Genomic DNA, 20336 nt, shown 5'->3' on the forward strand with positions numbered 1-20336 from the left:
CTAGGGCATCCAGCGTTGGACGAACCTGACCACTTGTTTAACCATCTGATTCTCAAACAGCCTTGGCGAGAAATAGGCACCCGCCACCCGTTTGTTAAGCTCTCCGATCGTCGGATAGGGCGAAACCATCGCAGCGATCTGACCCATCTTCAGGTTATTGGCCAACGCAAGCGACCACAAGTTGATCAGCTCTCCGGCCTGATGCCCTACGATTGTGGCCCCCACAGGCCGACCCTTTACGACCATGACCTTAATGAACCCTTTGGTTTTCCGCTCAGAGATTGCCCGGTCGTTATGATGATAGTCAAAGCGCGCGATTTCGACCTTGTCACCATGTTGTTCACGGGCCTGAGCCTCGCTCAGGCCCACCTGCGCCAATTCCGGGTCGGTGTAGGTCGCCCAAGGGATATGTGCGGCTTTTGCCTTCGAGGGCAGGCCAAACAACGCAGAACGGATGATGATCCCTGCGTGATATCCAGCGACATGAGTGAATTGCAGACCACCAGCGACGTCGCCAATGGCGTAAACTCTGCGATTCGTCGTGCGCAGCGCGTCATCGACCTTGATCCCGTTGCGGGTTGGTTCAATCCCGGCAGCCTTTAAGTTCAAACGGTCTGTGTTGGCCTTACGCCCGGCGGCCAACAATAAATGAGACCCCGAATAGATCTCACCCGCCTCGGTCACAATTTCTATGGCCCCTTTGTTGTCGCGAATCTGGGCGACCATAGCCTGTTCATGAATAACCACACCTTCGGCGCGCAAGCTGTCCAGAACGACCGCGGCGGCCTCGGGGTCATCCTTGCCCAGCGCCTTCAGGCCTTCGACAACCGTGACCTTACAGCCCAGTCGGACATGCGCTTGCGCCATCTCCATCCCGATCGGTCCGCCACCAATAATCAAAAGATGTTCAGGCTTGTCGCGCAGGTCAAAGATCGTCTCGTTGGTATAGAATGGCACCTGATCCAATCCCGGAATCGGAGGCACCAACGGCGAAGAGCCCGTCGCGATCACTATGCGCCGTGCGGTGATCATGTTGTCGCCCGCCTGCACCTTTGTCGAAGAGACAAAGCTGCCGAATTCCCGGATCACATTTACGCCGAAACCTTCAAACCGTTCCTGACTGTCCATCGGCTCGATCTGAGCGATAACATCGTGAACGTGGTCTTTGGCGGCGGCGTAGTCGACCTGCGGTACAACGTCAGCCACGCCCAGCGCAACAGAATGTGCCTGACCGTAAGCTGCCTTGCCGCTGGCAATCAGAGCCTTGGAAGGGACGCAGCCGAAGTTGAGGCAATCGCCACCCATCTTGTGACCTTCCAGCAGAATCACATCTGCCCCCATCTGGCTGGCGCCAGCAGCGACTGACAGCCCCCCGGACCCGGCGCCAATCACCAGGATGTCGGTTTTCAATTCTTGCATGATTTCAGCGGTCCTTTCGGCCACGCAGGGATTTGATGACAATTGGCAGCGTGGCCAGCACACACAAGCCGATGATCGGGCCAATCACAAATGGTTCCCATAACAGCGATACATCAGGTGTTTCGCCCCGATCGAACACACCACCCAGCCCGACGCCAATCCATGTGTAGACGATTCCGCCCGGGATAATGCCCAGCGCAGTGGTGATCAGGAAGTTGCGGAACCTCACGCCAACCAGCGCAGGCACCAAGTTGGCCACAAAAAACGGCACAACGGGAACAAGACGCAATAGAAACAGCACCGAGATCTCATTCTCGCGTAGCCCGTCTTTCAGTTTCCTGATCGTCCCTTCCGAGGACTCAAGCCGTTTGGTCAGGGATTCGCCCAACCCCCAGCGCGCCGCCAGAAAGATTGCAGAGGCTCCGATGGTTGCCGCAAACACGTTGAACACGGTTCCGGCGAACAGGCCGAAAAGAAACCCGCCGGTCATTGACGCCACTGCGGCACCCGGCAGCGAAAACGCGACGATGACAATGTAAATGCCAACGAAAGCTGCAGCCATTGCCCAATAGTTGGCGTCGCGCCAGGTCAATAGCGCCTCACGATTGTCGCGCAGCGTCTCAAAAGTCAGGTAGTCGCCCAGTGTGAAGAACCCCACCGCAGCGACGGCGAGAATCACCAGCAATGGAATATGCCGCGCCAACCCATTGCGCGGTGCCTGAGTCGTTTCGCTCATAAGGCTGTCCGGTTTGTTACGTTTCATTCTGACCCCAACATGCGCTGCTTGCGGCCCTCGCAACAGGGGGCTCACGCTGCCTTGATGTTTTTGGTAGGGAATGTGAGGGTTTGGGGCGATAATCCCGCTGTTTTGAAACCTTTTGCCCGACCCGATTACAGAATTGTTGCAAAAGCCGCGAAAACCCCCACCTAGGGGTTTGACTTACCCCCCACTACCCAGTAGAGGACGGGCTTCGAACACCACGGGCAGGCGAATCCGCGCCGCACCCGACCGCATAGATTGGAGACGGAGCGATGAAACGCACCTATCAGCCTTCGAACCTGGTTCGCAAACGCCGCCACGGTTTCCGCGCGCGCATGGCCACTAAAGCCGGCCGCAAAATCCTGAATTCGCGCCGCGCACGCGGTCGCAAGTCGCTGAGCGCGTAAACCGCTCACCGATCAGGTTATGAACATGACGCCGCCGGAGGCCCCTCGTGGATGGTAAGAACCAGCCCGGGGAAACGCCCCCGGCGGCGTCCGTTTGCGCGCCTGAAATTTTGACCGTTCTCAGGAAACGATCTGATTTCCTTAAGGCTGCGCGTGCCCGCAGGCAGGGCACATCCTCGATGATGGTGCAGGCTCGCAAACGTACCCCGGTCGAGGCGACCGGAATTCGGGTAGGCTTTACCTGTTCCAAAAAGGTTGGCAATGCCGTAGCACGCAACCGCGCCAAACGCAGGTTGCGCGAGGCCGCTCGGGCTGTTCTGCCCGTCAATGGCCATGACGGGTGGGATTACGTCCTGATCGGCCGGGCTGAAACGACGGCAGCACGACCATATGAGGCGCTTCTGGACGATCTGCGTTATGCGCTTCGCAAAGTGCACAGCGGGCGGAAATGACCCTCTTCTCTCATATCGTGGCTCTACCTGTAAGGGCCTATCGGCTGGTCTTCAGTCCCTGGGTTGGCTTCAATTGCCGATACCAGCCCACCTGCTCGGCCTATGCGCTGGAAGCACTGGAAAAGCATGGGGCCATCAAGGGAAGCTGGCTGGCGGCACGGCGGATTAGCCGCTGCCATCCCTGGGGCGGCGATGGGTACGACCCCGTACCCAACCGCAAGGAAGACGACAGCTGATCTTTATGACCCTCCGTCAGCCTTGACCCATTCGGACATGCGCTGAACAGTTGAACCCGTACTGCCCGAGGTTCAGATGACATCCGACGCCCGCCATTCCCTGCCGACACATGACGTATTGAATCAGCCGCCTGTGCGCGCGGATTCTAATCTCTGGTCTTCAGATCCCGTTCTGCGAAACGCCGTGCATTTCACGGGCGGTCGCGAAGCGCCTTTGGCGGCTTACGGGGAAACGTTGGGACGGGTGGAAACCCGCGAGCTGGGGCGCGAGGCCAATCGGCACCTCCCCGAACTTCGATTGTTCGATCAGGGCGGTAGGCGCCTGGACGAGGTACGGTTTCACCCCGCCTATCATGAGATGATGCAGATCAGCCAATCTGCCGGCTATGCGGCCTTGGCCTGGGACGGTCAGTCCGGCGGCCACACGACCCACGCCGCGATGATGTATCTGGCCAGCCAGGTTGAGCCGGGCCATTGCTGCCCATTGACCATGACCTACGCGGCAATCCCGGCTCTTGCTGCAAATGAACAGATCGCCTCCGAGTGGCGGCCTAAGCTCATGGCGCGCAGCTATGATCCGAAGACTAAACCGATCGAACAAAAGGCCAGCGCCACATTGGGCATGGCAATGACCGAAAAGCAGGGCGGATCGGACGTGCGCGCCAATACCACCATCGCTACTCGAGACGGCGAGCACTGGCGTCTGCGCGGGCACAAGTGGTTCTGCTCGGCCCCCATGTCGGACGGTTTTCTGACGCTGGCACAAGCGCCCGGTGGGCTGACCTGTTTCCTCGTCCCCCGCTGGCTGGACGGTGACCGCAACGCCATTCACCTGATGCGGCTCAAGGACAAGCTGGGCAACAGATCCAACGCCTCGTCCGAGATCGAATATCACGATGCACTGGCTTACCAACTGGGGGAAGAGGGCGCGGGCGTGCGAACAATTATCGAGATGGTCCATCACACCCGGCTGGACACGGCCATAGCTCCGGCAGGCCTGATGCGCGCAGCGCTCACCGAGGCGCATCATTGGGTCACCCACCGCAGCGCTTTTCAGCGCCGGTTGATCGACCAACCTCTGATGCGCGCTGTCCTGGCGGATCTCGTGTTGGACTGGGAGGGCGCGTTGACGCTGGGGATGCGCGTCGCGCAGGCCTTCGACGGCCAGTCACCCGAAGACAAGGCCTTTGCCCGTATCGGTGTCGCCCTGGCCAAGTTCCTGAGTAACAAGCGGTGCCCGGCCGTAGTCGTTGAGGCAATGGAGGTGCTGGGTGGCATGGGCTATGTCGAAGACACGCCCCTGCCCCTACTGTATCGCGAAGCCCCGCTGAACGGTATTTGGGAGGGGTCGGGCAATGTGATCTGTCTCGACATTCTGCGCAGCCTGTCTCGCGACCCGCTGGCCGCTGAGGTCCTGCAGGCCGAACTGGATATAGCAACGGGTGTCGACCACGGCTTTGACGCCGCGCTCAAGGCGCATCGTGATCGGTGGCCCGGGCTGCCGCCTGAGAGTGAAGCCCGTTGGTTTGCCGAACGTACTGCATTGCTGCTGACAGCCGCTCAGCTATTGCGTCGCGCACCCGCGGCCGTTGCAGATGGATTCATCGCCACAAGGCTTTTGGGCAACAGCGGCCGCATCTCCGGATCCGTGTCCGGGCTGGACACGGACGCCCTGCTTGCCCGACTGGGCTGACCCGGCCACTTGCCCGGTTGGCTTAACTGCTGTAGGGGCAGCGCATGTTTGACGAAGCTGACGATATCCACCCGCTCTTTGCAGGCGCGCCCTCGACCACCGAGTTCAAAAAACTGCGCAAACGCATTGTGCGGCAGACCCGTGAAGCCATCGAGCACTATGGGATGGTGGACCCGTCCGCGCATGACAAGGACGGGAAACCGCCCCGCTGGCTGGTTTGCCTGTCCGGCGGTAAGGACAGTTATACCCTGTTGGCCGTTCTGTACGAACTTAAATGGCGTGGCCTGCTGCCCATTGATTTACTGGCCTGCAACCTCGACCAGGGCCAGCCCGGATTTCCGGCCACTGTCCTGCCCGAGTTCCTGGAACGAATGGGCGTTCCGCATCGGATTGAATATCAGGACACCTATTCCATCGTGATGGACAAAGTTCCACAGGGCCGCACCTTTTGCGCCCTGTGTTCGCGCCTGCGCCGAGGCAACCTGTACCGCATTGCCCGGGAAGAGGGATGCTCGGCCGTCGTACTGGGCCATCACCGCGACGATATCCTCGAGACGTTCTTCATGAACCTGTTTCACGGCGGGCGACTGGCCACCATGCCGCCCAAGCTGGTGAACGAAGAAGGCGATTTGTTCGTCTTCCGCCCCCTCGCCCATGTGGCTGAGGCCGATTGCGAGAAATTCGCGACCTCGATGAACTATCCGATTATCCCCTGCGACCTCTGCGGCAGTCAGGATGGGTTGCAACGTCAGCAGGTCAAACAGATTTTGGATCAGTGGGAAAAGAACAGCCCCGGACGCCGTCAAGTGATGTTCCGGGCCCTGACAAATGCGCGTCCGTCGCATCTTTTGGACCCAAAATTGTTTGATTTTCAAAACCTTGCACTCAAACCGAATGAAAATGACGAAAATTCGGGCGAAATTCCGCAGCTCCGTTAACGAGTGACTCAGATTGGTTTCCTAGGGTCGACCTGAGCGTTTCAAACGCAAGGTAGAGGCCCGAAGATCCGATGTGGAAACATATCTCAGTCAGCAGAATTTTTGACTCTCTTGCCATGGTACTAAGCGGCCCGCCCGCCTTGGCCTTCGCGCCTGCGATCAGTCTGGCCGCGTATTGGATTGGTGGTGAGCGGGCATTGGTTGTCGTGGCACTTACCCTGCCGCTTGTGTTCGCCGCGGTATCGACCGCGCACAAGGCCAGCAATCGGGAAAAAGACGGTAACGGCCTCCTTCCTCTCGACAGGTTTGCGGCCCAGATGGAAACGCTGTTTGCGGAAAATCAGCTCGCTGGCCACGAAGCCTCCTGTATGATTGTTGAATTGGACGGGTTTTCTGAATGCCTTGATCTGCACGGAAATGCGGCCGGGAACGTAATGGCTGACCAATTCCGCAGCCGGGTACTTTCGGTCATACGCTCACATGACATTGCCACTGGGCTGGACCAGGGCAAGATCGCAATCGGCCTGCACGCCGCACAGAATCTGGATCTGGAGGCTTGCATACAGATGTCAGGGCGCATTCAGGCTGCCGTCGATGAGCCAATCATGCTAAATGGCACCAGCGTTTACATGTCATGTTCAATCGGGTTTTGTCTGCAATCCACTTTGCCCGACATCCCCTTTGCCGAGTGGATCGATGCCGCCAACGCGGCCTTGGCCGAAGCACAAAGGAACGGTCCTGCAACCATCCGCGCCTTTTCATCTGAAACGCAGCGGCGGGCACGCGTGCGTGCCAACCTGCGCAATGAGTTTATTGCGGCCTTGGATAGTGGTGAAATCCGCCCATGGTTTCAGCCACAGATTTCCACCGACACCGGCCACGTTACCGGGTTCGAGGCGCTTGCCCGTTGGGAACACCCACAGAAAGGCGTGCTGGGACCGCCGGTTTTCCTGCCTTTTGCAGAACAAGCCGATCTGATGGAACGCTTGGGTCAGGTGATGCGCCATCACGCTTTCGCCGCCATGCGCCAGTGGAACCTTGCCGGTGTCGTTGTGCCCCGGATTGGCATGAATTTCTCGTCAGAAGAGCTGCGCGACCCGGCGTTGATCGACCGTCTGAAATGGGAGCTGGATCAAAATGACCTGACGCCCGACAGATTGACCGTCGAGATTCTTGAAACAGTGTTTTCCAGGCGGCCCGATGACGTAATCACCCGCAACGTGATAAGCATGTCCAAGCTCGGCTGCTGCATTGACCTCGATGATTTCGGCACTGGCCACGCCTCCATTGCGTCGATCAAGCGCTTTGACGTTTCACGCATTAAAATCGATCGGTCCTTCGTGGCAAAGGCGGATCGGGACGCAAACCAGCAACAGTTGGTCAGCGCGATTTTGACCATGGCGGAACGGCTGAATGTCGAAACTCTGGCCGAGGGGGTCGAGACACAAGGCGAGCATGCCCTGATGGCGCAACTGGGCTGCGACCACGTGCAGGGGTTTGAAATTGGCAAGCCCATGCCCTTTGAAAAGACGTTGGACTGGATGGCCGCACATCAAAACAAACTCAACGGAATGCCAAAAATCGGGCGTCAGGCACGTCCTTAGGCGCGAATTAACGCCACAGAACCCCAATCGGTGATGAATTACAGGGCGATTCCGCTTGACCTTTGGGCCCGCACTCTGTTGAACCCAGCGGGTGTCTTTCACTGCTTAAGGTGGCTGTCCCCGATGGACGATCAGAACAAGAACCTCATCCTCGCAACCGCGCTCAGCTTTCTCGTGATCCTGGTTTGGTTCGTGCTGTTTCCACCGCCCGAGCCGACGACCGCACCGGAATCTGCCGAGATCAGCGCGACTGATGGAACAGAGGTTCAGACCCCAAGCGCTGCTGGCACCAATACAGTTGGTGAAGCAACCGCAGACGCCACCGAGATCGAGCCCGACGCCCAAGCACCTCGGGTCGAGATTGAAACACCGCGCCTGAAAGGCAGCCTGTCCCTGTCCGGCGGTCGTATCGATGAGCTGTTCCTGAAAGATTACAAAGTTTCGATCGAAGAAGGCGCGCCCATTGTCGAGCTGCTGTCGCCCGTTGGTTCGGAATCGGCTTACTATGCCTTGTACGGTTGGGCACCGGGCGCAGGCGTCGCCGGCGCTGACGTCCCCGGCCCTAATACGCTGTGGACCGTCGAAGACGGCGAAACCCTGGGGGTCGATACCCCGGTCACTCTGAAATGGGACAACAGCAAGGGCCTGACCTTCCGCCGCACTATTGAGGTTGACCAGGACTACATGTTCACCGTCACCCAGTCGGTTGAGAACAATACCCAGGCCGAGGTCGGCATGGCCCCATATGGCATACTGGCCCGTCACGGCATTGGCGAAGACGGCGACCTGCCCGATCTGAAAAACTTCTTCATCCTACATGAAGGCGTTATGGTCATGGCTGACGGCGTTCTGGACGAGATCGACTATGGCGATGTGCGCGACTTTGACATTGACCCGAATGAGCGTGCGCAAGCCGAAGTCTTTCAGGTCAAGGAAGGTGGCTGGGTCGGTTTTACCGATCACTACTGGATGACCACTCTGATCCCTGCAGAGGGATCGGCATTCAAGGCTGCGGCTAAATATGACGCCCGCCGCAAGATTTATCAGACCGAAACGGTTCTGCCGACGCTGACTGTCGCGCCCGGGGCAACTGAAGAAGTCACCACCCAACTGTTCGCAGGTGCCAAAGAATGGGAAACCATCCGCGAGTATCAGGCTGACGGTGTACAGAAGTTCGTCGACAGCATCGACTGGGGTTGGTTCTATTTCCTGACAAAACCGATCTTCTGGCTGCTGCATAACATCAACGCCCTGATTGGAAACATGGGTTGGTCGATCATTGGCCTGACGCTGATCATCAAGGCGATTCTGTTCCCGCTGGCGTACAAATCCTACGTCTCAATGGCGAAGATGAAAGAGCTTCAGCCGCAGATGGAGGCCATGAAAGAAGCCGCAGGCGACGATCGCCAAAAGATGCAGCAAGGCATGATGGAGCTATACAAGAAGGAAAAGGTAAACCCCGCCGCGGGCTGTTTGCCGATCCTGATGCAGATCCCGATCTTCTTCTCGCTGTATAAGGTGATCTTCGTCACCATCGAACTGCGTCAGGCCCCCTGGTTTGGCCCGTTCCAGGACCTCAGCGCACCTGATCCGACTTCGATCATGAACCTGTTTGGTTTGCTGCCCTTTGCCGGTCCGCAGCCAGATACCTTCATGGCACTGATCTTCATCGGTATCCTGCCTTTGCTGCTGGGGATCTCGATGTGGTTGCAGCAAAAGCTGAACCCGGCACCAACTGACCCGACTCAGGCGATGATCTTTGCCTGGATGCCTTGGGTGTTCATGTTCATGTTGGGCAGCTTTGCCAGCGGACTGGTCGTTTACTGGATCGCAAACAACACGATCACGTTCACGCAGCAATACCTGATCATGCGTAGTCAGGGCTATAAGCCTGACGTGTTCGGCAACATCAAATCCGGCTTCAAGCGGACGCCCAAAACGGACGACAAATGAATGCTGAGGTAACCCATATCTGGCGGCATCCGATCAAAAGTCATGGTCGCGAGGCCCTCCAGACCCTATCAGTGACCCCCGGGCAGACCATGCCCGGGGATCGCGTTTGGGCAGTCGCGCACGAGGCGTCGAAGGCGGATGGCTCTCAATGGGTGCCTTGCGCCAATTTCAGTCGCGGGGCGAAAGCACCGCAACTGATGGCTATCTCGGCCCGGCTGAACGGCGACACGATAACTCTGACACATCCAGATCGTCCGGATCTGACTTTTAATCCGGATGGCGAACAGCAGGTCTTTTTGGACTGGGTCCAGCCGTTGATGCCTACGGATCGGGCGGCGTCAGCCCGGATTATCCGAGTGCCGGGTCGCGGCATGACTGACAGTGACTACCCCTCGATCAGCCTGTGCAACATGGCATCGCACCGCGCGGTCGAGCAAAAGCTTGGCAGCAATCTGTCGATCCAGCGCTGGCGTGGCAACATCTGGTTCGATGGCCTGCCCCTGTGGGAAGAATTTGACTGGCTGGATCGCGAAGTACAGATCGGTGAGGCCGTGTTTCATGTCAAAGAACGCATCCGACGCTGTTTGGCGACAACGGCAAATCCGAAAACCGGCGTGCGCGATGCGGATACGCTGGGCACATTGAACAGCTGGGGCCATCAGGATTTCGGCGTTTATGCCGAGGTTGTCCGGGGCGGCGCAATCTCAGTCGGCGATAAGGTTCATCCGTTATGAGCACCCTTCCCTTCCCACTGGTCGAAGACCCGGACAAGTTCGCGCTGGAACGCGGCCGCAAATTGTTTGCGGGACAATCCGAGTTTGTCAAAGGCGTGGTCGCCATGAATGGCCTGCCTGCACCGGACCGGCTTGAGGTCTGCTTTGCCGGGCGTTCAAATGTGGGCAAGTCCAGCCTGATCAATGCGCTGACCGGCACCAAAGGTCTGGCACGCGCGTCCAACACTCCGGGCCGCACGCAAGAGATCAACTTTTTCACACAAGGCCCCGAACTTTATCTGGTTGACCTGCCCGGGTACGGCTACGCCAACGCCCCGGTGAAGGTCGTTGAAAAATGGCAGCGGCTGCTGAAACAGTATCTAAGCGGCCGCCAGACCCTGCGACGGGCGTTTGTCCTGATTGACTCGCGCCATGGGGTGAAGCCGGTCGATGCCGAGATCATGAAGCTGCTGGATTCCAGCGCTGTTACCTTTCAATGCGTGATGACCAAGGCGGACAAGGTCAAGGCCAATGAGCGGCAGAAGGTGTTGGATCAGGTTCGCGGCGCGTTGTCCAAGCACCCGGCAGCATATCCGGAGATTGTGCTGACGTCGTCTGAAAAGGGTGACGGTATTCCGACCCTTCGTTCGATCATCGCACATCTGGAATGATCCGGATCGGCCGCATTTTCCCAATCCTTACATTGCTGGCAGTTGTGCTGACCGGCGCGATCCCGCAAGGCTGGATGCCCGCGATGGGCAGTGATGGGAAAGTGCTGCTGGTGATCTGTACTGGCGATGGAACAGTCGAACAATGGGTTGACCTGAACCCCGGTGATCCTGTGCACGACGACACGGATTCGCGCGCAATGTGCCCATTCGCGGGCCTAACGGCGGATACACACCTGCCGTCAGTCGGTGAGATTGTCCCTTTTGCGGCGAAAATCCAGCCACGCTGGATCCATCGTGATTTCACCCATCGCAGTGCCGGGTTCTACGCCCGCTATGATGCGCGGGGGCCACCCATCTTCTCCTGATTCACCTCAACACTTTTGTACCCGTGCACGCGCTGCGCGGGGCAGTAATCGAATCCGGAGAACAAAAATGGCACTGGATAGCCAAAACCTGGGGGATACCCCGGCGCAGAACACTGCTGCGCAAAAATTCTATTTCGCCGCCTGGCGGTGGCACTTTTATGCAGGGATCTTCGTCATCCCGTTCCTGATCATTCTGGCAATAACCGGACTAATGATGATGTTCATCACGCAGTTCGACGGTCGCGACGGCGAAAAAATCGCCGTGGATGTCCACGGGCAAGCGTTACCGGCCTCACAACAGGCCCTTATCGCCCTTGACGAGGTGCCCGGCACGGTTGCCGAGTGGATTGGTCCGAAGGTTGATAATCTGGCCACTGTGTTTCGCATCAAAGCCGAAGAAGGTCAGCGTCTTGTCGCCGTCGATCCTTATGCCGGTGAGGTTCTGCAGGTCTGGGATCGTCGCGCCGGATGGTATGATCTGGCCGACAACATTCACTCGACCCTTCTGATTGGCACGACCGGAGACCGCATTATTGAAATCGCAGCGGGGCTGAGCCTGCTTTTGGTCTTTACCGGTCTTTACATGTGGTGGCCGCGTGGAAACACCTTGGCCGCTTTTGTGCCCAATCTGCGCGCACGCGGCCGCGCATTGTGGCGGTCGCTGCACGCTGTGATTGGGTTCTGGATGTCCGGGCTGTTGGTGGTCTTCCTGATCTCGGGCCTCTCCTGGGCGGGCGTCTGGGGCGGTATGATCGTTCAGCCATGGAGCAGCTTTCCGGCCGAAAAATGGGACAATGTCCCCCTGTCCGATGACATCCACGCCAGCATGAACCACGGCCACCAGAACGATGTCCCATGGGCGTTGGAACAAACGCCCATGCCCGCTTCTGGGTCCGAGGCCGGGATCGACGGCGTCCCACAAGGCACGCCGGTCGATATCGACGCGCTTGTGGCCCTTGGCACCGCTTTGGATATGACAGGCCGGTTCCGTGTGGCCTATCCCAACGGCGAGGACGGTGTCTGGACCCTGAACCGCGACAGCATGAGCAGCGACTCGACCGATCCGGTGAACGACCGCACTGTCCACGTGGACCAATTTACCGGCAAGATTCTGGCGGATGTCCGGTATGAGGATTACTCGCTGATGGGAAAATCCATGGCCATTGGGATCCCGTTTCACATGGGTCTGCTGGGCATGTGGAACTTTGTCCTGAACCTGGTGTTCTGCCTGTCTGTCATCTTCGTCTGCGTCTCGGGCGTTGTGTTGTGGGTAAAACGTCGTCCCCAACGGGCCGGACGTCTGGCCGCGCCGCCGATGCCAGCGGAACTGCCATTGTGGAAAGGGGCCGTCCTGATCGGCTTGTTCACCGCGATGGCGTTCCCGCTGGTGGGCCTCACCTTGCTGACCGTACTGGCCGTCGATTTGCTGCTGATCAGCAACATCCCGGCGATGAAACGCGCGATAAGCTGACACACAGACAGCCGCATCCGGGCAACCGGTGCGGCCCTATGCGCGATCCGGTCTTGGCAGAGCTGTACAAAGGCCCTAACACGGGTTCCCAGAGGGACTGCAGCCATGAAGACAAGAGACATGAACCGGGACTGGATCGCCACCGCCGCAACGCTGAACAGCGCACTGCCATACCTGCAACGCTATGACGGCGCGATTGTCGTCATTAAACTTGGCGGCCACGCCATGGGCAGTGACGAAGCCATGGAAAGCTTCGCCCGCGATGTCGTCCTGATGCGTCAGGTCGGGGTGAACCCGGTTGTCGTGCACGGCGGCGGTCCAATGATCAACGCGATGCTGGATAAGCTGGATATCCAGTCCGAATTCGTGAACGGCAAGCGTGTCACCGACAAAGCAACCGTTGAAGTAGTTGAGATGGTGTTGTCCGGCCTCGTGAACAAGCGCATCGTACAGGCGATCAATGGCCAGGGCGGGTCGGCCGTGGGCTTGTCGGGCAAGGATGCGCAGTTGATGACTTGTGATCAGACCGATGAATCCCTGGGTTTTGTCGGAAGTCCGGCAGAGATGAACCCGAAAATCCTGCATGACCTGTTTGCGCATGATGTAATTCCTGTCATCGCCCCGCTGGGTGCGGGCCGGAACGGGGAAACCTTCAACGTCAATGGGGATACGGCCGCTGGTGCTATTGCATCCGCGCTAAGGGCCGATCGACTGCTGCTGTTAACCGATGTCTCGGGCGTCAAAAACGCAGCCGGGGACGTCGTGACCGAACTAAAGGCGGGTCAGATCCGCGAGATGACACTGGACGGCACCATTGCGGGCGGCATGATACCCAAGACCGAAACGGCTCTGGACGCGCTGCACAGCGGGGTCCGTGCCGTGGTTATCCTTGACGGACGCGCGCCCAATGCCGTCTTGCTTGAACTTTATACGGAACACGGCGCCGGGTCGCTGATCCGGCCGGACTGAGCCTTTGGCGGAGGAGACATGACCAAACGCCATCCCCCCTCCTCTGACCCGGCAGCGCTTAGCTATGCTGATATCGAAAAGGCTGCACAGGACGTTGGCCTGATCATCATGGGCGCGCTGTACCCTCGCGTTAAAGACGCAAAGCAGTTGGAAGGCGGCACGCTGATCCTGCTGGGTGCAGGGGGGGCTTTCTGGCCTGCCCTGAAATCCTCGCATGAATGGCATGGCAAGGACCCGGTCGACCGCTGGTCGTCGCGTGTGGTGGGGCAGATGGCACAGGACTTATCCGCAACAGCCTATTTTCCGTTTGGCGGCCCGCCCTATACGCCCTTTATCGACTGGGCATTGAAATCGGGACGCACGTTCAGCAGCCCGGTTGGCGCTTTGGTGCACGATGAGGTCGGCATGATGATCTCATTCCGGGGTGCGCTGCATTTCACCAACGAATTTCCCATACCCGAACCACCTGACGCGTCCCCCTGCACCACCTGCGCCGCCCCCTGCACCCAGACATGCCCGGTGGGCGCTTTGAACAGTCGGGACTTTTATGATGTGTCGACCTGCCATGGCCACCTGTCCACTCCTGAAGGGCAAACCTGCATGACCGGCGGTTGTCTTGTGCGGCTGTCCTGTCCTCTCAGCTCGGGTGCCGCGCGTGATCCCGAACAATCCGCGCATCACATGAGAGCGTTTCACCCGTCATGACCTGCACTCTGATCCTGACACGCCATGCGAAATCCAGTTGGGACAGTCCGGCCCTTGCCGATCATGATCGCCCGCTGAACAAGCGCGGGCGCAAGTCGGCCCCGGCGATTGCGACGTGGCTGCGTGAAAACGACTGGCTGCCGGATGAAGTTCTCAGCTCAAGTTCGGTCAGAACCCGCGAGACGTGGGAGAGGATGGGCCTGCAGGCAGATAGCGTTTGCTTTCAGCGAACGCTTTATCATGCGGACCCTGCAGATATGCTGCTTGAATTATCGGGCGCGACGAAACAAACCGTTTTGATGCTGGGCCACAATCCCGGCATTGCCGCTTTTGCGAACCAAATCGTTAAGCACCCGCCGGATCACGCCCGGTTCTACGACTACCCAACCTGTGCAACAGCTGTGATCCGCTTTGACATTGCGGATTGGTCCGGCGTCCGGTGGCACAGCGGCGATGTGCAGGGGTTTGTTACTCCACGCGAGTTGCTGGAATAGAAAAAGGCGAGGCCAAAGCCCCGCCTTTTTCTGAACTCGTATGTGGGGTCAGTGCCCCAAAATCTGGCTCAGGAACAGCTTGGTCCGCTCGCTCTGCGGGTTGTTGAAGAACTCTTCCGGTTCGTTCTGTTCCACGATCTGTCCAGCATCCATAAAGATCACGCGGTTGGCGACCTGACGAGCAAAGCCCATCTCGTGCGTGACGCACAGCATGGTCATGCCTTCCTCAGCCAGCTCGATCATGGTGTCGAGCACCTCTTTGATCATCTCAGGGTCCAGCGCCGATGTCGGTTCATCAAACAACATGATCCGCGGCATCATGCAGAGCGAGCGGGCAATCGCAACACGCTGCTGTTGACCACCCGAAAGCTGACCGGGATACTTGTCCGCCTGCTCGGGGATTTTCACCTTTTCCAGGAAGTGCATCGCGCGCTCTTCGGCCTCTTTCTTGGGCGTCCTGCGCACCCAGATCGGGGCCAGCGTGCAGTTCTCCAGAATGGTCAAATGCGGGAACAGGTTGAAGTGCTGGAACACCATGCCAACCTCGGACCGGATCTTGTCGATGTTCTTGAGGTCATTCGACAGCTCGGTCCCATCCACCATGATCGTGCCCTGCTGGTGTTCCTCCAGCGCGTTCAGGCAACGGATCAATGTAGATTTTCCGGATCCGGAAGGACCCGCAATAACAATCCGCTCGCCCTGATTGACGGTCAGATTGATGTCGCGCAGCACGTGGAAAGATCCGTACCACTTGTTCATGTTGTTGATTTCGATGGCGACCTCGTCGCTCACCTGCATCTTCGAGCGATCGATTTGACGATCAATTGCAAGTTCAGACATATGTTGAACTCCTTAATGGTGGCCAGTCTGAAGCTTGCGCTCCAGATACATGGAGTAACGGGACATAGAGAAGCAGACGACGAAGAACAGCGCCGCGATGAACGCGAACAGTTCCCAGTAGATGCCGTTCCAGGCGGTGTCGGCGCGGATGGCAGATGCCAGTCCGATCACGTCGAACAATCCGATGATCGACACCAGTGTCGTATCCTTGAAGATCCCGATGAATGTGCTCACGATGCCCGGAATTGAGATTTTCAAGGCTTGCGGCATGATGATCAGTCGCTGTGCTTGCCAGTAGTTCAGGCCGAGACTGTCGGCACCTTCATATTGGCCCCGTGGCAGGGCAGCCAGACCACCCCGGATCACCTCGGCCATATAGGCAGCCGAGAACAGGGTCATCATGATCATCACCCGCAGGATGATGTCAAAGTTGGTGCCCGGCGGCAGGAACAGGTTCAGCAGCAACGAGGCCACGAACAGCAGCGTGATCAGCGGCACACCGCGGATGAACTCGATAAAGCCCACGCACAGGTACTTGACGATCATCAGGTCGGACTGACGGCCCAGCGCCAGTACAATTCCGATCGGCAACGAGACACCAATGGCCACGACACCCAGCAAGATCGCCAGCATGAAGCCACCGAACTGACGGCTTTGTACGGCTTCGATACCGATTGGCAGGATCGAGTCCAGCGCACCGACGAAATAGCTGGACAAAACCAGCCACCAGATAACCGACGCTGCGACGCCCGCAATCAAGCCAAACAGACCGCTCAGTTGTTTGCTGACAAGGGTGTAGACACCCCAACCGACAACAAACCCCAACGCTGCCGCGATCGGTCCCCAAATGGTGCCGCCCCACATCAGGAACGGCATCAGGAACGGATAAATCGCAGTGACGATCAGCATCTTGGACGGCACACGATCCGAGTACAGAACCGGGGCCAATGCGACCAACAGCAGGATCAGCGATACAATCGGACGCCAGTACAGGTGGCTCGGGTAGAACCCGAACAGCAACTGCAGCCAACGGTCATTGATCACCGCCCAGCAAGCATGGCCATGGGTTGAACCCCAGGTGTCAATCATAATCTCGCGACATTCGTTCAGCGAGTTGGCGTTCCAGACGGACTGAAAGATCCATGGCAGAACGCCCGACAACACGTACCAGATCACGTAAAGCGAAACCAACGTCAGGATCGCGTTGAACCAACTGGAGAACAGGTTGTGCCTGATCCACCCGATTGCTCCAACTTCGGACGCTGGCGGGGCTTGTTCCGGCAACATTTCCGTGCGGACAAATGAAACATCACTCATATTACCGCTCCACCAGTTTGACACGGTTGTTGTACCAGTTCATCACCGCCGAAATGCTCAGCGAGATGGCCAGATAGACCAGCATCAGCAGCAGAACGCATTCCAGCTCGCGGCCGGTCTGGTTCATGGTGATGCCACCCAGGGTCCCCGTGATGTCCATATATCCGACCGCAATCGCCAAAGACGAGTTCTTGGTCAGGTTTAGATAGTTCGAGATCATCGGCGGGATGATCACCCGCAGCGCCTGAGGTAGGATAACCAGCCGCATGGTGCGACCCGGGCGCAAGCCCAGCGCAGACGCGGCTTCGGTCTGACCCTTGGATATAGCCAGAATGCCGGCGCGTACGATCTCGGCGATGAAGGCCGCCGTGTACAGCGACAAAGCCAGCCATAGCGCGATCAGAGAGTTGCGCATATGCGTGCCGCCTCTGAAATTGAATCCTTTCAATTCCGGGTATCCAAGGTGTAAGCCCAGTGCAGTCATCAGGATGATCATCGGGACGAACAGAATGCCCAGCTGGATATGCCAGATCTTAGGACGGTCGCCTGTTGATTCCTGTTTGGCGGCGGCCCAGGCGGACACTTTGCGCATGGTAAAGATGCTGCCACCCAGAACGATCAGAAACGCGACCAGATCCAGCGAAATATCAAACCGAAGGCTTGATGTTCCAAACAAGTGGATGTCGCCCAAACTACGCGAGAACAGGAACTCAGGGATATACACACCCCGATTGGTAACGGCGACGGTGTTGAACAGATCCATCGTTGCCGTGGGGTTATCACCTCGGAACGCATTAGGTGCGGGCAAGCCTTCGATCAAAATGGCCATGGCCAGAACGATCCACAGTAGGACAGGCACGTTACGGAAAATCTCGACATAGAAGGTCATGATACGCGCGACCAACCAGTTGTTCGACAGACGCAGCACGCCGACAAAAACGCCGACTATCGTCGCCGTGATACACCCGAGAACCGCAACAACCAGCGTGTTCAGCAAACCGATGAAGGCGGCGCGAAGATGGCTGTCCTGTGAGGTGTATTCCAGCAATCGCTGGTTAATGTCATAACTTGCGGATTCTGCAAAAAAACCGAATTCGACCGGTTTTCCCAACCCTTCAAGGTTTTGAATGGTATTTGAGATGATCCAGGCTGCCAGAAGCATGAAACCAATCAATGCAATGACCTGAATGGTCGCTGATCGGTACCGCGTATCGTAAAGGAGCATGGACAGCCGGAACTGCTCCTTCGGCGGGTCAGTGAGAGTCGTCATGACCTATGTATTTCCCCGTGCATCCCGTTTTTTGCCGGCGAAGTTGATCTTCGCTCAATCCATCCGGGAGTGTTTCTTATTTATGGAAAAAGGGCGCAGGTTGCCCCGCGCCCTTTCCCGTGGATTTTAGCGGAACGGCGGCGAGTACAGCAGACCACCATCGGTCCACTGGGCATTCAGGCCGCGTGCAAGACCAATCGGAGTTTCCTCACCGATGTTCTTGGCAAATACTTCACCATAGTTGCCACCCGCCTTGATCGCGCTTGCTGCCCAATCTGCGTTTAGACCCAGCATCTCGCCCAGAGTACCTTCGGTACCCAGCAGACGGTTCACTTCCGGGTTGTCGGTGCCAGCGCTCAGCTCATCAATGTTCGCCGAAGTCACGCCCAGCTCTTCAGCCGAAACCAGTGCGTTCAGAGTCCAGCGGACAATGTCGCCCCACTCGTGATCGCCATGACGGACCAGCGGGCCCAGCGGCTCTTTCGAGATGATTTCGGGCAGCAGAACGTGATCACCGGGGTTTTCGAACGTGGCGCGGGTTGCAGCCAGGCCCGATGCGTCGGTGGTGTAAACGTCACATGCGCCAGCCAGATACTGCTGCTGCGCTTCGGCGTTGGTTTCGATCGGAACCGGCTCATAGCTGATGTTGTTGGCACGGAAGAAATCGGCCAGGTTCAGCTCGGTCGTGGTGCCGGTCTGGATGCAGACGGTCGCGCCGTCCAGTTCCTTGGCCGAGCTTACGCCCAGTGCTTTCGGAACCATGAAACCCTGACCGTCATAGTAGTTGACGCCAGCAAATTCGAACTTGAGGTCGACATCGCGGCTGAAGGTCCATGTGGTGTTACGTGCCAGCATGTCGATCTCACCCGAAGCCAGCGCAGTAAAGCGCGTCTTACCGGTGGTCGGCACAAACTCGACAGCGCTGGAATCGCCCAGAACGGCTGCGGCAACGGCACGGCAGACAGCAACGTCAAAACCTTGCCATTCGCCATTCGCGTCAGGCAGCGAAAAGCCGGCCAGTCCGGAGGACACGCCACAGTTCAGCTTGCCGCGCGCTTTGACGTCGTCAACGGTGCCCGCTGTCGCTGCCGCAGCAGCCAGACCGGCAACTGTGGCCACGCCCAAAATTACGGATTTTTTCATTTTTACCTCTTCCTGTTTACCCGCCCCTATTCCGGGACGGCTCTGTCCGGCACCTCTGGCACCAGAAAGGTTACTCCAAAGGTGTCTCCCCTTTAGTGGGCATGAGTTTGCTCGCATTCATAAACAAACGTCAAGGGTCGGATCAGGGAAAACGATGAGTCAATTCAGCGATGACCGGATCTGTGTCAAAAATTAATGCCCAATAGGCTCAGATAGAGATTTCAATAAACCGTTTAGCGTGTAGAAACGCAGATTTTTTGATCTCGGCAACCGCGTACGCCTCGTCATCGTGGCCCCATTGTTCGATTTGCCAGGCCTCGTCGAGCCTTGAGATGTCCCAGATTTCATCCGCTGCGCGCCAGTCCATGGCGGCGGCAAATCCCAGTACCAGTGAGCCGGACAGGCTGACCAGATCGTGAAAGGCGACGAGCTGGAAGTCGTTGAATTTGTGCACGCGGCCTCGAAGTGTGCTGAGCGCTTCTGCAGACTGTGGCTGATGCAGCACACCAACCACAGGAACCAATCGCGCGGCTAGGGTTTCAGCTGCCCAATCCAGGGCCGGGTCCCACTGATCTGCCTGTCGCTGCTGCAACGTTTGCGGGTATGTCGCCCTGTAACACAACAAATCCGAATCGCCGTAATCGGCCAGCATGTCCGCAACCTCGGCGTGCTGATGACGCACTTTGTCGATGGCCGCATTTGCAGACCGGGTAAACGGCATCAGGGTCGGATCGACCTCTTTTTCCTGCGCATCCCATTCTGCAGCAACCGCGTCGGCCATTGCCTGCGTCGGCAGGATCAATGCGGCCTTGGCCGGGGTCTTGACCCTGCGACCGTCCAATTCGACGGTGTATCCGTCTTCCGCTTGGACAACCGTGCTTGCGGTCCAAAATCGCTTGGGCTTCCAGTCACTCAT

The 20336-nt window shown here is 58.0% G+C and carries 20 protein-coding genes and 1 pseudogene; 14 read left to right on the forward strand and 7 right to left on the reverse strand.

Features of this window, described 5'->3' with window-relative positions; translation table 11 throughout:
• Both AC2FID_RS20895 and AC2FID_RS20900 read right to left on the reverse strand, forming a co-directional pair.
• Entirely contained in the window at positions 1-1419 is a 1419-nt protein-coding gene (locus AC2FID_RS20895; RefSeq protein ID WP_496838537.1) for a dihydrolipoyl dehydrogenase family protein, read from the reverse strand.
• Positions 1420-1423: 4 nt separating this feature from the next.
• Positions 1424-2155: a TVP38/TMEM64 family protein gene (locus AC2FID_RS20900; protein ID WP_058276315.1), complete on the reverse strand. Its 732-nt coding sequence runs from the start codon at positions 2153-2155 to the stop codon at positions 1424-1426.
• Between the two features lie 296 nt (positions 2156-2451).
• On the opposite strand from AC2FID_RS20900, the gene rpmH reads away from it, so the two are divergent.
• The 14 genes and pseudogenes from rpmH to AC2FID_RS20970 all read left to right on the forward strand — a co-directional run bounded on the left by rpmH (position 2452) and on the right by AC2FID_RS20970 (position 14850).
• Positions 2452-2586, forward strand: coding sequence for a 50S ribosomal protein L34 (rpmH, locus tag AC2FID_RS20905; RefSeq protein ID WP_005632162.1), 135 nt, complete (start codon positions 2452-2454; stop codon positions 2584-2586).
• A 25-nt stretch (positions 2587-2611) separates the two neighbouring features.
• Positions 2612-3038 (forward strand): annotated as a pseudogene (gene rnpA / locus AC2FID_RS20910) (ribonuclease P protein component).
• Positions 3035-3274, forward strand: coding sequence for a membrane protein insertion efficiency factor YidD (yidD, locus tag AC2FID_RS20915; RefSeq protein WP_496698172.1), 240 nt, complete (start codon positions 3035-3037; stop codon positions 3272-3274). The pseudogene rnpA and the gene yidD overlap by 4 nt, the downstream one beginning before the upstream one ends.
• Positions 3275-3350: 76 nt before the next feature.
• The gene (locus AC2FID_RS20920) at positions 3351-4967 is read left to right on the forward strand and encodes an acyl-CoA dehydrogenase family protein (protein ID WP_496838538.1); all 1617 of its coding nucleotides are present in this window, start codon (positions 3351-3353) and stop codon (positions 4965-4967) included.
• A 44-nt stretch (positions 4968-5011) separates the two neighbouring features.
• Positions 5012-5905 (forward strand): tRNA 2-thiocytidine(32) synthetase TtcA, encoded by an 894-nt coding sequence (gene ttcA / locus AC2FID_RS20925; RefSeq protein WP_496837240.1) that lies wholly within the window; start codon positions 5012-5014, stop codon positions 5903-5905.
• A gap of 71 nt (positions 5906-5976) precedes the next feature.
• Entirely contained in the window at positions 5977-7509 is a 1533-nt protein-coding gene (locus AC2FID_RS20930; RefSeq protein WP_496838541.1) for an EAL domain-containing protein, read from the forward strand.
• 123 nt (positions 7510-7632) lie between these two features.
• Positions 7633-9462 carry a membrane protein insertase YidC gene (yidC, locus tag AC2FID_RS20935; protein ID WP_058276195.1) on the forward strand — a complete coding sequence of 610 codons (1830 nt, stop codon included), beginning with the start codon at positions 7633-7635 and terminating at the stop codon, positions 9460-9462.
• The gene (locus tag AC2FID_RS20940; RefSeq protein ID WP_496838543.1) at positions 9459-10196 is read left to right on the forward strand and encodes an MOSC domain-containing protein; all 738 of its coding nucleotides are present in this window, start codon (positions 9459-9461) and stop codon (positions 10194-10196) included. Before yidC ends, AC2FID_RS20940 begins: the two co-directional genes overlap by 4 nt.
• Positions 10193-10846 (forward strand): ribosome biogenesis GTP-binding protein YihA/YsxC, encoded by a 654-nt coding sequence (gene yihA, locus AC2FID_RS20945; protein WP_496838544.1) that lies wholly within the window; start codon positions 10193-10195, stop codon positions 10844-10846. The genes AC2FID_RS20940 and yihA overlap by 4 nt, the downstream gene beginning before the upstream one ends.
• Positions 10843-11211, forward strand: coding sequence for a DUF2946 family protein (locus tag AC2FID_RS20950; protein WP_496755684.1), 369 nt, complete (start codon positions 10843-10845; stop codon positions 11209-11211). The genes yihA and AC2FID_RS20950 overlap by 4 nt, the downstream gene beginning before the upstream one ends.
• Before the next feature lie 67 nt (positions 11212-11278).
• The gene (locus AC2FID_RS20955; protein ID WP_496838545.1) at positions 11279-12682 is read left to right on the forward strand and encodes a PepSY-associated TM helix domain-containing protein; all 1404 of its coding nucleotides are present in this window, start codon (positions 11279-11281) and stop codon (positions 12680-12682) included.
• Between the two features lie 105 nt (positions 12683-12787).
• Positions 12788-13651 carry an acetylglutamate kinase gene (argB, locus tag AC2FID_RS20960; protein WP_282120555.1) on the forward strand — a complete coding sequence of 288 codons (864 nt, stop codon included), beginning with the start codon at positions 12788-12790 and terminating at the stop codon, positions 13649-13651.
• Between the two features lie 18 nt (positions 13652-13669).
• Entirely contained in the window at positions 13670-14356 is a 687-nt protein-coding gene (locus tag AC2FID_RS20965) for a ferredoxin (RefSeq protein ID WP_496838547.1), read from the forward strand.
• Positions 14353-14850, forward strand: a complete 498-nt coding sequence (locus tag AC2FID_RS20970) for a SixA phosphatase family protein (RefSeq protein ID WP_496838549.1) — start codon at positions 14353-14355, stop codon at positions 14848-14850. The genes AC2FID_RS20965 and AC2FID_RS20970 overlap by 4 nt, the downstream gene beginning before the upstream one ends.
• 48 nt (positions 14851-14898) lie before the next feature.
• Here AC2FID_RS20970 and AC2FID_RS20975 read toward each other — a convergent pair whose 3' ends face one another.
• The 5 genes from AC2FID_RS20975 to AC2FID_RS20995 all read right to left on the reverse strand — a co-directional run bounded on the left by AC2FID_RS20975 (position 14899) and on the right by AC2FID_RS20995 (position 20336).
• Complete coding sequence (locus AC2FID_RS20975; RefSeq protein WP_496838551.1) at positions 14899-15690, reverse strand: amino acid ABC transporter ATP-binding protein; 792 nt, start codon at positions 15688-15690, stop codon at positions 14899-14901.
• A 12-nt stretch (positions 15691-15702) separates the two neighbouring features.
• Positions 15703-17007 carry an amino acid ABC transporter permease gene (locus AC2FID_RS20980; protein WP_496838552.1) on the reverse strand — a complete coding sequence of 435 codons (1305 nt, stop codon included), beginning with the start codon at positions 17005-17007 and terminating at the stop codon, positions 15703-15705.
• 1 nt (position 17008) lies between these two features.
• On the reverse strand, positions 17009-18277 hold the full coding sequence (locus tag AC2FID_RS20985) for an amino acid ABC transporter permease (protein WP_496707458.1): 1269 nt from the start codon (positions 18275-18277) through the stop codon (positions 17009-17011).
• 126 nt (positions 18278-18403) lie between these two features.
• Entirely contained in the window at positions 18404-19420 is a 1017-nt protein-coding gene (locus tag AC2FID_RS20990; RefSeq protein WP_282120550.1) for an amino acid ABC transporter substrate-binding protein, read from the reverse strand.
• Between the two features lie 208 nt (positions 19421-19628).
• Positions 19629-20336 (reverse strand): ATP12 family chaperone protein, encoded by a 708-nt coding sequence (locus AC2FID_RS20995; RefSeq protein WP_496838555.1) that lies wholly within the window; start codon positions 20334-20336, stop codon positions 19629-19631.

It is taken from the genome of Ruegeria sp. CDSC068 (genome assembly GCF_059610545.1).

Excerpts from the sequence above, each read along its gene's own strand:
- AC2FID_RS20980 (WP_496838552.1), bottom strand. The coding sequence starts at position 17,007 with ATGAGTGATGTTTCATTTGTCCGCACGGAAATGTTGCCGGAACAAGCC.
- AC2FID_RS20940 (WP_496838543.1), top strand. The coding sequence starts at position 9,459 with ATGAATGCTGAGGTAACCCATATCTGGCGGCATCCGATCAAAAGTCAT.
- ttcA (WP_496837240.1), top strand. The coding sequence starts at position 5,012 with ATGTTTGACGAAGCTGACGATATCCACCCGCTCTTTGCAGGCGCGCCC.
- rpmH (WP_005632162.1), top strand. The coding sequence starts at position 2,452 with ATGAAACGCACCTATCAGCCTTCGAACCTGGTTCGCAAACGCCGCCAC.
- AC2FID_RS20970 (WP_496838549.1), top strand. The coding sequence starts at position 14,353 with ATGACCTGCACTCTGATCCTGACACGCCATGCGAAATCCAGTTGGGAC.
- AC2FID_RS20990 (WP_282120550.1), bottom strand. The coding sequence starts at position 19,420 with ATGAAAAAATCCGTAATTTTGGGCGTGGCCACAGTTGCCGGTCTGGCT.
- AC2FID_RS20985 (WP_496707458.1), bottom strand. The coding sequence starts at position 18,277 with ATGACGACTCTCACTGACCCGCCGAAGGAGCAGTTCCGGCTGTCCATG.
- AC2FID_RS20995 (WP_496838555.1), bottom strand. The coding sequence starts at position 20,336 with ATGAGTGACTGGAAGCCCAAGCGATTTTGGACCGCAAGCACGGTTGTC.
- AC2FID_RS20975 (WP_496838551.1), bottom strand. The coding sequence starts at position 15,690 with ATGTCTGAACTTGCAATTGATCGTCAAATCGATCGCTCGAAGATGCAG.
- yihA (WP_496838544.1), top strand. The coding sequence starts at position 10,193 with ATGAGCACCCTTCCCTTCCCACTGGTCGAAGACCCGGACAAGTTCGCG.
- AC2FID_RS20895 (WP_496838537.1), bottom strand. The coding sequence starts at position 1,419 with ATGCAAGAATTGAAAACCGACATCCTGGTGATTGGCGCCGGGTCCGGG.
- AC2FID_RS20920 (WP_496838538.1), top strand. The coding sequence starts at position 3,351 with ATGACATCCGACGCCCGCCATTCCCTGCCGACACATGACGTATTGAAT.
- AC2FID_RS20965 (WP_496838547.1), top strand. The coding sequence starts at position 13,670 with ATGACCAAACGCCATCCCCCCTCCTCTGACCCGGCAGCGCTTAGCTAT.
- AC2FID_RS20900 (WP_058276315.1), bottom strand. The coding sequence starts at position 2,155 with ATGAGCGAAACGACTCAGGCACCGCGCAATGGGTTGGCGCGGCATATT.
- AC2FID_RS20930 (WP_496838541.1), top strand. The coding sequence starts at position 5,977 with ATGTGGAAACATATCTCAGTCAGCAGAATTTTTGACTCTCTTGCCATG.
- yidD (WP_496698172.1), top strand. The coding sequence starts at position 3,035 with ATGACCCTCTTCTCTCATATCGTGGCTCTACCTGTAAGGGCCTATCGG.
- AC2FID_RS20950 (WP_496755684.1), top strand. The coding sequence starts at position 10,843 with ATGATCCGGATCGGCCGCATTTTCCCAATCCTTACATTGCTGGCAGTT.
- argB (WP_282120555.1), top strand. The coding sequence starts at position 12,788 with ATGAAGACAAGAGACATGAACCGGGACTGGATCGCCACCGCCGCAACG.
- AC2FID_RS20955 (WP_496838545.1), top strand. The coding sequence starts at position 11,279 with ATGGCACTGGATAGCCAAAACCTGGGGGATACCCCGGCGCAGAACACT.
- yidC (WP_058276195.1), top strand. The coding sequence starts at position 7,633 with ATGGACGATCAGAACAAGAACCTCATCCTCGCAACCGCGCTCAGCTTT.